10 protein-coding genes are annotated in these 11,502 nt (G+C 73.8%); 7 read left to right on the top strand and 3 right to left on the bottom strand.

Translation table 11 applies throughout. The features are described from left to right. Positions 1-4: 4 nt before the first annotated feature. The 3 genes from ABYE80_RS10160 to ABYE80_RS10150 are packed head-to-tail and all read right to left on the bottom strand — an operon-like array spanning position 5 to position 2,647. Positions 5-700, bottom strand: a complete 696-nt coding sequence (locus ABYE80_RS10160; RefSeq protein ID WP_372790163.1) for a class I SAM-dependent methyltransferase — start codon at positions 698-700, stop codon at positions 5-7. Continuing rightward, positions 697-1,614 carry a GNAT family N-acetyltransferase gene (locus ABYE80_RS10155; protein WP_372790162.1) on the bottom strand — a complete coding sequence of 306 codons (918 nt, stop codon included), beginning with the start codon at positions 1,612-1,614 and terminating at the stop codon, positions 697-699. The genes ABYE80_RS10160 and ABYE80_RS10155 overlap by 4 nt, the downstream gene beginning before the upstream one ends. A gap of 55 nt (positions 1,615-1,669) precedes the next feature. Continuing rightward, positions 1,670-2,647, bottom strand: coding sequence for a Gfo/Idh/MocA family oxidoreductase (locus ABYE80_RS10150; protein WP_372790161.1), 978 nt, complete (start codon positions 2,645-2,647; stop codon positions 1,670-1,672). 81 nt (positions 2,648-2,728) lie between these two features. On the opposite strand from ABYE80_RS10150, the gene ABYE80_RS10145 reads away from it, so the two are divergent. The 7 genes from ABYE80_RS10145 to ABYE80_RS10115 form a co-directional block, all read left to right on the top strand. Beyond that, entirely contained in the window at positions 2,729-4,675 is a 1,947-nt protein-coding gene (locus tag ABYE80_RS10145) for a polysaccharide biosynthesis protein (RefSeq protein WP_372790160.1), read from the top strand. 77 nt (positions 4,676-4,752) lie between these two features. Then, on the top strand, positions 4,753-6,078 hold the full coding sequence (locus ABYE80_RS10140) for a LytR C-terminal domain-containing protein (RefSeq protein ID WP_372790159.1): 1,326 nt from the start codon (positions 4,753-4,755) through the stop codon (positions 6,076-6,078). Positions 6,079-6,108: 30 nt separating this feature from the next. Then, positions 6,109-6,870 (top strand): phosphosulfolactate synthase, encoded by a 762-nt coding sequence (locus ABYE80_RS10135; RefSeq protein ID WP_372790158.1) that lies wholly within the window; start codon positions 6,109-6,111, stop codon positions 6,868-6,870. Beyond that, positions 6,867-7,409: a histidine phosphatase family protein gene (locus tag ABYE80_RS10130; protein ID WP_372790157.1), complete on the top strand. Its 543-nt coding sequence runs from the start codon at positions 6,867-6,869 to the stop codon at positions 7,407-7,409. The genes ABYE80_RS10135 and ABYE80_RS10130 overlap by 4 nt, the downstream gene beginning before the upstream one ends. Next, the gene (locus ABYE80_RS10125; protein WP_372790156.1) at positions 7,406-9,244 is read left to right on the top strand and encodes a N,N-dimethylformamidase beta subunit family domain-containing protein; all 1,839 of its coding nucleotides are present in this window, start codon (positions 7,406-7,408) and stop codon (positions 9,242-9,244) included. The genes ABYE80_RS10130 and ABYE80_RS10125 overlap by 4 nt, the downstream gene beginning before the upstream one ends. Next, entirely contained in the window at positions 9,241-10,740 is a 1,500-nt protein-coding gene (locus ABYE80_RS10120) for an O-antigen ligase family protein (protein ID WP_372790155.1), read from the top strand. Before ABYE80_RS10125 ends, ABYE80_RS10120 begins: the two co-directional genes overlap by 4 nt. Beyond that, positions 10,721-11,502, top strand: a 782-nt coding sequence (locus ABYE80_RS10115) for a glycosyltransferase family 39 protein (protein ID WP_372790154.1), incomplete at its 3' end; no start/stop codon positions are given. The genes ABYE80_RS10120 and ABYE80_RS10115, both read left to right, overlap by 20 nt.

Genomic DNA, 11,502 nt, shown 5'->3' with positions numbered 1-11,502 from the left:
GGGCTCAGGCATGGCGCATCGTCACCAGGGTCATGGCGCAGAGGTCCGGGACGCGGTGCGAGACGCGGTTCAGGCCGTCGAGGACGTCGGGCGGGAGCTGCTCCATCAGCGCGTTGGGCAGTGGCTTGCACACGACGCCCGTCGCCGCGGACATCTCCAGCCCGGCTTCCCGGGCGTACTCGCGCAGCGTCCTGCGGTCGAGCATGCGGCGCGTGGAGAACTCCTCCGCGCGCGCGGACAGCTCTCCGAGGTCGTCGAGCAGCCCCATCTCGAGGGCGATCAGACGGTGCAGCGACGTAGGGTTGGGCACGGACACGTGCACGAGTCCGTCGGGGCCAAGGACGCCGGCGCAGCGAGCCAGGAAGGCCTGCGGGTCGTCGAGCTCGTGCAGCAGGTTGGTGGCGACCACGTGGTCGTACGGCCCTTCGGGGAGGGGGTCCTCGTCGAGGTCGCACTGCGCGGTGCGGACGTGCGGGAGGTTGCGCTCGACGAGCCGGTCGAGGTAGGCCGCCGACCTGTCGAGCGCGAGCACCCGCGCCCCGGCGGCGGCCAGGTCGACGGTCATCAGCCCGGTGGCGGCCCCCGCCTCGAGAACCCTGTCACCCGGGCGGACGAGCGAGACGATCCGCTGCGCCGTCGCGCGCGTGTAGACGGCGTCGAAGTCGAGGTCCGGGTCGTAGATCGCCGTGTAGTCGCTCACGCGAAGCTCCTGGCCAGGACCGGTCGCAGCTCGGCGCGGGCTCCGAGGATCCGCTTGAACTGCACCAGCCCGTCGTTGGGCACCCGACGCCCGCTCGGGTCGGGCAGGGTCGAGGTACCGAGGTCCAGCGCGCGCAGGCCCTCGGCGATCGCGCGCTCCACCAGGCGCAGCACGAGGACCGGCATCGGGGATCGCGGGAGGTCGTGGCCCGCGTCGCCCCAGGCGACGACGAGCTCGGCGGTGGGGCTCGCGCGGTAGGTGAGCGCCGCGGCAACGGGGACGTCGTCGTGTCGCAGCTCCGCCAGGCGCACCGCGTCCCCGAAGGCGTCGCGCACCGCCAGCACGCGATCCAGGTCGATGGAGAGCGAGCGACCGCGCGCGGCGCGGTTGGCCTCGAGGATGCCGAACGCGTGGGGCCAGTCCCGTGCGGCTCCGAACGCGAAGGCCGAAGGGTCGGCCTGCCGGACCGCGCGGCGGAACTCGCGCTTGCGCTGGGCGAGCCAGTCCGACGCGTCGGAGAGCCCGGCGAGGTCGAGCGTGAAGGACAGGTCGGCCTCCCGGACCGCGAACCCCGCGTTCAGCAGGGCGAAGCGCACGGCGTCCTCGCCCGCGCCGTGGCACCCCGGCCGGCAGCGCACCAGGGCCTCGTCGACGTCCTGGTCGCGGAGCTGGCCGACGACGTCGTCGACGAGGGCGCAGATCCGTGCGGGCGTCTCGTCGGGCCGCTCGAGATCGACACCACCGAAGGGGGCGCTGAAGCCGGAGGTGAACCGGTTCTCGTGCACCACCCCGGCCAGCGAGCCGACGAGTCGGTCGCCCTCGTGATGGGAGAGCACGAGGCTGCGCGCGCCCGAAGGAGCGTGGAGAGCGTGGTAGCGCGGATCGTTGAAGATCGCGACGGATGGGAGGGACATCCTGTCCCGTGTGGTCGGCCGCAGTGGGACGGCCTTGAGTCGCGGATCGCGGCTCTCAGGCGGCGCGGCGGCCGCCGGAGTGGCCGAGCCGCTCGCCGATCTCGGCACGCCGCAGCACCTGCTCGGTCAGCTCCAGGACGGGGAGGGCCGCCGCGAGCGGGACCCCGGGAACGCCGCGTTCCCGGACCGCGCCCAGGAAGGCGCGCGCCTGGACCACCAGCGGGTCCTCGCCCTCGGCGTGCACGGTGACGGGGTCCGGTGCGACCACCGTGCGCGGCAGCCCGGCACGAGGTGTCAGCGAGACCGTCATCGTCGCGGCGTCGGCCTCCACCACCGCCGTCTGGGTGGTGACCCGCGCGGTGCGCGTCGGCACGGCGGCCAGGTGGCCGACCTGGAGGTTCACGATGGTGCCGTCGTCGCACTCGATGAGCGCGCTCACGTGCTCCAGGCCGCCGGCGTTGCGCCGGCGTCGGCTCGCGGCGTGCACGGACGACGGCGCGCTGCGGCTCAGCGGATGCAGGGCGCTGAGCACGTCGTAGAGCAGCTCCTCCACCGACGGCGGCGGCGAGAGCCCCGGGCCCTTGGGGACGAGGTGGCACAGGTCGATCAGCGCCGGCTCGTGCGGCGCGAGGGTCCTCAGGAGCTGTCGCAGCAGCGGGTCGAAGAGCGCCGCGTGACCGGCCTGGACCACGGGCCGCTTCGGAGCCCGCGCGATCGCGGCGTGCAGCTTCATGAGCTCCTGCGGACGGGCGACCACGGGCCGCTCGAGCAGGACGTCCACGCCGGCGACGGCGGCCCGCAGCGCGTGCTCGCCGTGGAGGTCGGTCGGCGAGCACACGACCACCACGTCGACGGCGGCGAGCAGCTCGTTGACGTCGGCGAAGGCCTCGGCGCTCGCGGCCCCCGCGAGGTGCAGCGCCTGATCGGCGTCGGGGTCGTGCACCCCCACGAGACGCACGTCGTCGACCGCGGTCAGGGCGCGCGCGTGGGCGCGGCCCGCCGCACCAGCTCCGATGATTCCGGCGCGCAGCATTGTCCAGGTGGTCGGACGGCCGGCGCCGGGCTTGAGGTCAGCGGTGCGCGCGGTCGCCTGCCGCCGTGCGACAATCGCGCGATGCGCCGTCGGCTCGGCACGGCGACCTTCCCGTTCCATCGTCACGCCATCCCGCAGGCGATGGCCGACGGGACCCTGGTCGCGGTCTCGTACTACCTGGCCTACCGGCTGCGGTTCGACGCCGGTGTCCCCGTCCGCTACCAGGAGCTGTTCGACGCGACGTGGTGGTGGGCCGTCATCACGGGCATCGTCGTGTTCGGCACGTTCCGCATGTACCAGCGCTGGTGGCGGTACACCGGGCAGCGCGACTACCTGGCGATCGCGCAGGCGGTCGTCGTCGCCACCCTCGCGCTGGCCGCGCTCGTCGCGCTCTTCGACCCGGTGACGGTCCGCTCCGGCGCGGGCATCATCGGCATCTCGATCCCCAACGGCGTCCTGGCCCTGCACTTCCTGATGACGCTCCTGTTCGTCGGGGGCGCGCGCTTCCTGGCCCGCACGATCCACGAGCGCCCGCTGCACGGCTTCCGCGCCAAGCGGGACGCGCGGCGCGTGCTCATCGTGGGTGCGGGCGACGGCGGACGGCTCGTCCTGCGCGAGATCATCCGCAACCCGGAACTGGGTCTCGACCCGGCGGGCTTCGTCGACGACGACTCGCGGCTCCACGGCACGAGGGTCGACGGCGTGAAGGTGCTCGGCGACACGCAGCACGACCTGCCGCGGATCCTCGACGAGGTCGAGCCCGACGAGGTGACGATCGCGATCCCCTCGGCGCCCGGCACCATGCGCGCGCGGGTCGTGCGCCTGTGCCGCGAGCGCGGCATCCCCGTGCGCACGCTGCCGACCGTGTTCGAGCTGCTGCGGGGCGGCGGCAACGTCGTGCGGCAGGTCCGCGAGGTGCAGGTCGAGGACGTGCTCGGGCGCGAGCCGGTCGTGATGAACATCGACCAGGTCGGCGCGTACCTCGGCGGCGAGGTCGTGATGGTGACCGGTGCGGGCGGGTCGATCGGGTCGGAGCTGTGCCGCCAGATCGCCCGCGTCGGTCCCCGCAAGCTGATCCTCATCGATCACGCCGAGGACAACCTGTTCCGCATCCAGCGTGAGCTCGAGGACGACCGTCACGTCCACCCTTCCGTCCTGGCCACCGTGCTGGCGGACTGCAAGGAGGGCGAGCGCATGCGCGAGGTCTTCGCGCGGCACCGGCCGACCGTCGTCTTCCACGCGGCCGCCTACAAGCACGTCGGCCTGATGGAGCTCAACCCCGTCGAGGCGGTGCGCAACAACGCGATCGCCACCCGCCTGATGGCGCAGATCGCGGGCGAGGCGGAGGTCAAGCGGTTCGTCCTCGTGTCGACCGACAAGGCCGTGTCGCCCGCCACGGTCATGGGGGCGTCGAAGGCGCTCGCCGAGTTCGCGGTCGAGGCGGCCGGCAAGCGCTGGGCGGGGACGCGCTACGCGAGCGTGCGGTTCGGCAACGTGCTCGGCAGCTCCGGCTCGGTCGTGCCGATCTTCCGGCGGCAGATCGCGCTCGGCGGACCGGTGACGGTGACCGACGAGCGCATGACCCGGTACTTCATGACGATCCCCGAGGCCGTGCAGCTGATCATCCGCTCCGGAAGCCTGGGGACCGGCGGGGAGATCTTCGTGCTCGAGATGGGGGAGCCGGTGTCGATCCTGCAGCTCGCCAAGGACATGATCGAGCTCAGCGGCCTGGAGCCCGGGCGCGACATCGCCATCGAGGTCGTCGGTCGGCGGCCGGGCGAGAAGCTCGACGAGGACCTGTTCAACCCGTTCGAGAGCATCGTGCCGACCGAGGCGGAGAAGATCCGTCGCGCCGAGCGCGAGACGCTGCACCCGGACACCGTCGAGGCGATGTTCGACGAGATCCAGCTGCTCGTGCTCGAGGGCGACGCGGCCGGGCTCGCCGCGAAGGTCGCCGAGCTCTCCGCGGTGCACGTGCCCAACGGATTTCAACCCTCCACCGAGGCGGGGGCGGGACGGTCGGAGTAGTCCGCGTGGCCCCGACGGCACGGCCGGCGGCCGCTGACGCCGCTCCGTCGGCCCCTCCGCACTAAACTTCGACGTTCATGTTGCTGGTTCCCGGGGCCCTCGAGCTCTCCGACAAGCTCCAGACGCTCGGCGCGTACGCAGGGTTCGCGTCCATCCTGGGCCTCGCCGTCCTCTCCCTCCTGTACTTCGGTCAGGCGCGTGAGCTGCGTCGCCTGCGTGAGTGGGCGGGCCGTGCGCCGGAACGCGCGGCCGAGCTGCAGGAGCGCGTCCAGGCCGAGGCGCTCGCCGCGGCCGAGGGTCAGAAGCGCGTCGTCGCCCAGCCGGCCCGTCCCGCAGCGCAGCCCGCCGCCCCGGCGAAGCCGGGCGTGCCGGCGGCGGCTCCCGCCGTCCCGGCCGTCCCGGCGGTCAACCCCGGAGCGCCCGGCGCCCTGACCGTCCCGCCGGCCACCGCCGCGGGCAGCGCGGCGGGGCGCCCCGCCACCCCGGGCGCACCGGCCGCGCCCGGTACGCCCGCGATCCCTGCGAAGCCCGGCACGCCCGCGGCGCCCGCGAAGCCCGGTGCTCCCGGCGCGCCCGCGGCGCCCGGGACCGTCGCCACGCCCGGTGCCCCCGCCACGCCCGGGAAGCCGGCCACGCCCGCCGCGCCCGCGGCGGACCAGCCGACGACCGCCGCCCCTGGGGTCAGCGTCCCCGCGACCGCCGGAGCACCACCCCCCACCGCGGGCGGCACCGGTGAGTTCAAGCTTCCGCCGCCGGCGACGCCGTCGGCCGCAACCCAGGAGTCGGGCGAGACCGCGGTGCCCCTGCGCCGCGTGTCGGCGTCGGCCACCCTCGCTCCGGGCTCCGTCCGCGCGGGTGCGAGCGGGCCGGGCGGCGGCGGTGGCGGTGCACCGAAGGACCCCGGCTCCGGTCGCGGTGGCCCGCTCGCGATCGCCGGCGGTCTCGTCGCCGTGCTGATCGTCGGTGTGCTCGTCGCCACGCAGCTGCTGGGCGGGGGGGACCCCGAGGCCCCGCCGAACCGGATCTCCACCACCGCGGTCGCCGGGGGCGCGCAGGACACGCCGCGCGAGACCACCAACACCACGACGACCCCCGAGATCTCCCGCGGCGGCATCACGGTCGCGGTCCTCAACGGCACGCTCACGACCGGACTCGCGCGCGGCGCCGCGACGAAGATCGAGACCGCCGGATACAAGATCGGCAAGATCACCAACGCCGCCGATCAGGCGCGCCAGTCGACGACCGTGCAGTTCGTCGAGGGCAGTCGGCGTGCGGCGGAGGACGTCGCGGAGATCATCGGCGTGTCCATGTCCGCCGTGTCCGCCATGGACCAGGGCACCGCCGTGGTCGCCGGCGAGGATGCGGCCGTGGTCGTGACCGTCGGCGCCGATCAGGACCGGTAGCCCGCCCCCGGGCGGCTCCGAGCTTCGACCGTGACCCGGTTCCTGGACCTGCCGACGCGCAGCCCGAAGCCCCGCTCCCGCGGCGTGACCTCCGTGCTGGACCGCGGGCTCTCCGTCGCCGAGGTGGATGCCCTGATGGAGGTCGCGGGCGAGAGCGTCGACCTCGTCAAGCTCGGCTGGGGAACGGCGCTGGTGACCGGCAACCTCGACGCCAAGCTGGCCCGCTACCGCGACCACGGCGTCGCGGTCACGTTCGGCGGGACGCTCACCGAGCTCGCGATCCGCGACGCGCGCATCGAGCCCTACATCGCCTGGCTGCGCGAGCTCGGCATCTCGCACGTCGAGGTCAGCGACGGCACCATCGAGCTCGAACCCGAGCGCAAGCGCGCGATCATCGCCCGCTTCGCCGACGAGGGGTTCCGCGTCCTGTCGGAGGTCGGGTCGAAGGACGACACGCGGATCATGGCCCCGTACCGGTGGGTCGAGCTCATCCAGGGCGAGCTGGAGGCCGGGGCCTGGAAGGTCATCGCCGAGGCCCGCGAGTCCGGCACCGCGGGGATCTACCGGGCCGACGGCGAGGTGCGCATGGGGCTCATCGACGAACTGGCCCACGCGCTCCCGGTCGAGCGCCTGCTGTTCGAGGCCCCGCGCAAGGACCAGCAGGTGTGGTTCCTGCAGCGTTTCGGGCACGAGGTCAACCTCGGCAACATCGCTCCCTCCGACGTCCTGTCGCTGGAGACGCTCCGGCTGGGGCTGCGCTCCGACACGATGCTCCCGGAGTCCCCGGCATGATCATCGCCCTCGCCCGGCACGGTCAGACCGACTACAACGTCGCCCTGCGGTTCCAGGGTCAGACCGCCGTCCCGCTGAACGCCCGCGGGATCGAGCAGGCCCACGAGCTCGCCGCGGAGGCCGCCAAGCACGAGTGGGGGGCCCTGTACTGCTCGCCGCTGACCCGGGCCCGGCAGACGGCCGAGATCGTCGGCGAGCGGATCGGCCTGGAGCCGATCCCCGACGAGCGCTTCAAGGAGACGGACACCGGGGACTGGACGGACCTGACCCACGACGAGGTCCGGGCGAAGGACCCCGAGGCCTTCGCGCACTACGAGCGCGCCGACGCGGACTTCGGCTTCCCGGGCGGGGAGACCCTGGAGCAGCAGCTCGAGCGCGTGGTGGACGGGTTGGTCTCCGTCACGCAGGCCGGGAAGCTGCCGGCGCTCGTCGTCTGCCACCGCGGGGTCATCCGGGTGGCGCTGTGCCACACGCAGATCCGCGGTCTCGACATGTTCATGGAGATCGAGGTGCCCAACGGCTCGCTGGTGGCTCTGTGAGCGGTACCCAGCGGGTGGCCGTCGGGGTCTTCGCGGCGCTCGTGGCGGCGACGATCGGCGCGTTCTTCGTGGCGCAGAACCTGAAGAACGGGCCGTCGGTCCTCCAGCAGTTCCGGCGCTACCCGTTCTTCTCCCCCAACGGCGACGGGCGGTTCGACGGCGCCCGTGTCAGCTTCAAGCTGCGCGAGACCGACGACGTCACCATCGAGGTGGTCGACGACAAGGGCGACACGGTCGCCGAGATCTACGATCGGCGCGTCACCCGCTACACCCCGACGCAGGTCCGCTGGTCCGGCCGCCTCGAGAACGGTCGCGTCGCCCCCGACGGCGTGTACCGCTACCGCTTCACGCTGCGCCGTCAGGGCCGCTCGATCCTGGTGCCCCAGTCCTTCCGTCTCGACACGACGCCGCCCAAGCCGCGGATCGTCGGGATCGGGCCGGTCAAGGACGTGCGTCCCCAGCCGGAGCTGCTGCCCAACCCCGACGGCGCCCCGGCGCGCGTGTCGTTCGACGCGACCGGCACCAAGAAGCGGGTGCTGCTGTTCAAGACCGGCCCCGGTCCGGTGCGTCCCGCCATGGCGCCCGTCGCCCTGCCCGACGACGCGACCTCCTGGGAGTGGGACGGGAAGGTCGCGGGTCGGAAGGTCTCGCCGGGCACGTACCTCGCGGTGATCGAGGTCCGCGACCAGGCCGGCAACATCGGCACCTCGATCCCGCTCGACCGTCGAGGCCTGCCGGCGACCACGTACGGGAGCCCGCTGCCCGGTCGCGGCGGGATCACCGTGCGGTACCTGGGCGTCCAACCCCCGATCCAGCCGACGCGGGCGGGGGAGCGCGGCGAGTTCTTCGTCGACGCCCGGCAGCAGCGGTACACCTGGAACCTCCGCCGGGTCGGCGGGCCGCCCCAGCCGATCCGCCGCGGGAGCGGCACCCGGGCCAAGCTCGCGATCTCCGCGCCCGACGGCGCCGGAGGCGTCTACCTCCTCGAGGTGCGTACACGGACCCGCAGCGTGCGGGTGCCGTGGGTGGTGCGCCCGTCGACGCCCCGCATCGGCACGCGACAGGACCCGAGCGGAGTGCTCGTGGTGCTCCCCGTCGGGACGTGGCAGGGACGCAACCCCGTCGACGACGACGGCGACGGGCTCCCGGATCTGCTGGACCGCGGGCTGCCCGTCCGGCTGCGCCGCGTCATGGTCGGCGACGGCACGGGCCTGCCGACGGGCTTCGCCCAGCAGGAGGCGCCGCTGCTCGCCCACCTCGACCGGACCCAGCGCCGCTACGACGTGACCACCGACGTGGCGCTCGCGGCGGGCACGGGCCCGCAGCTCACCGACGGCTACCGGGGCGTGATCCTGCCCGGCGACGTGCGGTGGCTGCCCCCCGCGGTCGGCAAGGCGCTGCGCGGGTTCGTGCGCCGCGGTGGCCGGGTGTCGCTGTTCGGCACGCGGTCCCTGCTGCGCGAGGTGCGGCAGACCCCGCGGGAGCGCTGGATCGAGCCTACGGCCCCGGCCACCCGCGACCTGTTCGGCATGCGTCTCGGTCCGCTGACGCGCCGGTCCGCGGTCCTCACGGAGTTCCAGGACGAGCTGGACCTGTTCCAGGGCACCGAGGGGCAGTTCGCGGGCGTCGAGGCCTACGAGGAGACCACGTCGACCGGTTCGCAGTCCGACCCGGTCGCCGCCGCGGTCACCCCGGGCGGCAAGCCGGTGATCCTGGCCGCGAGGTTCGGCGAGGGCATCGTGATCCGCACCGGACTCCCGGACCTGCCGGCCAACCTCTCGCGCGACGAGCAGTACCAGCAGCTCGTGCGCCGGATCTGGACGTTGTCGCGATGACGTCCGTGGCCCTGATCGCCTGCGCGGCGCTCGCCGCCGGAGCCCTCGTCGGCCCGTCCTCGCGCGTTCGCGCCGGGGCCCTGCTCGGGTCGCTGGTGCTCGCCCCGATCATCCTCGTCGCGCACATCTGGGACTCGTCCCAGCTGGACACCCTGCGGGACCGGCCCGCCGTGGCGGCCATCGGCATCGTCCTCGGCCTGGCGGTCCTCGTCGCCCTCGCCCGCCTCCTGGACCGCCGGCCGCAGCTCTTCCCCATCGCGGTCGTGGCGACCGTTCCGTTCCGCGTCCCGATCAGCGCCGGGGGGTCGACCGCGAACCTGCTGCTCCCCCTCTACCTCGTCGTTGCGGCGGGGGCGATCGCGTACGCCCTGCCGCGACTGCGGGGCGACGATGCCGTCGCCGAGGACGGCGCGGAGGCGGAGGACCGCCCGGGCGCGCTGGAGTGGCTGCTGGGCGCCACCCTCGTCCTCTACGCGGCGCAGACGATCTCCACCGCCGATCGCGATCACGCGCTCGAGCAGCTCGTGTTCTTCTACGTGCCGTTCGCGGCGCTGTTCCTGCTCCTGGGGCGTGTGCGCTGGAGCGCCGACCTCCTGCGCCGGTGCCTGCTGGTGCTCGGGGCGCTGGCGCTCGGGCTCGTGGCGGTCGGGTTCTACGAGTACGCCACCAAGACGCTGCTGCTGAACCCGAAGGTGATCGCCTCGAACCAGTTCGAGGACTACTTCCGGGTCAACTCGCTGTTCTTCGATCCGAACATCTACGGACGGTTCCTGGCGGTGGTGATGATCGCCTACGCGGGCGTGCTGCTGTGGGGCCGCCGCGCGCAGGACGTGGCCCGCACCGGCCTGGTGCTGGGCGTGCTGTGGACGGGGCTGGTGCTGACCCTGTCGCAGTCCTCCTTCGCCGCGCTGCTCCTGGGGCTCGCCGTGCTCGCGGGGTTGCGGTGGAACCCGCGCAAGGCGGCGCTCACGGCGGGCTCGCTGGCCGTCGCGACCGCGTTGGTCGTGCTGGCGGCGCCCGGTCTGGTCAACCTGGACCTCAGCAGCGGCAAGAGCGTCGACGAAGCGACGAGCGGCCGGTACGACCTGATCGCCGGCGGCGTCGGCCTCATCGGCGAGCGACCGGTGCTGGGGCACGGGTCCGGGTCGTTCTCACGCGAGTACCGGCGGCGGGAGCAGGTGTCCGCGCAGCGCGCCACGAGCGCCTCGCACACGATCCCGGTCACCGTCGCCGCCGAGCAGGGGCTCGTGGGGCTCGCGGTCTATCTCGCGCTGCTCGCGGCCGCGCTGTCGCGGTTGCTGCGCGGCGCGTCGTTGTCGCTGGCGCGGTCGGTGATCGCGGCGGCGTTCCTGGCGCTCCTGCTGCACACGATGGTCTACGCCGCGTTCCTCGAGGACCCGTTGAGCTGGGCGCTGCTGGCCGTCGGCACCGCGCTGTGGCGGCACGAACGCGCGTCGCGGAACCGGCCGGAGCACGATGCGCTGGCCACCGCGTGAGCTGAGCGTCGTCGCGGCGCTCGCCGCGTCGGCGGTGCTCGCGAGCCTGCTCGTCCCGACCTACCCGAACTACGACTCCTACTACGCGCTGGTCTGGGGCCGTGAGCTGCTCGACGGGACGTCGCCGAGCTTCGAGGCCTACGCCGCCCCGACCCAGCACCCGCTGTGGAATGTGGTCGGCGCCCTGCTGGCGGCCGTGTTCGGCGACGACGCGGACCGCGCCGTGGTCATGGTCGCCGCGGTCTCGCACGTGGTGCTGGTCTGGGGGACCTTCCGACTGGGGGCGGTGATCGCCGGCCGCGCGGTGGGACTCGTGGCGGGCCTCCTGGTCGGGTCCTCGTTCGCGTTCCTGCTGTTCGCCGCGCGCGGGTACGTCGACGTGCCCTTCCTGGCCCTCGTGATCTGGGCCGCGGTCGTCGAGGCCGAGCACGGCCGCGAGCGTCGCGGGCGCGCCATGGCGCTGCTGGCGCTGGCCGGCCTGCTGCGCCCCGAGGCCTGGGTCCTGGCCGGCCTCCTGTGGCTCTGGGACGCGCGCGACACCGCCCTGCTGCGCGGCCCCGGCCGGCAGCCGCCCGTGGACGCATCCCCGGCGCAACGCGACGGAACCCGCGCGCGTCTGGCGGGGCTGCTCGGCGGCGTGCTCGTCGCGCCCCTGCTGTGGGCGCTCAGCGACCTCGCGGTCACCGGAGACCCGCTGTACTCGCTGAACGCCACCAGCGCGCTCGCGGAGGCGCTCGGGCGCGACCGTGGCATCGCGGAGGT

Source organism: Paraconexibacter sp., from assembly GCF_041602235.1.
Taxonomy (GTDB): domain Bacteria; phylum Actinomycetota; class Thermoleophilia; order Solirubrobacterales; family Solirubrobacteraceae; genus Paraconexibacter.
The sequence above is the reverse complement of the archived record's forward strand: the minus strand, read 5'-3'. Positions and strand labels throughout refer to the sequence as shown.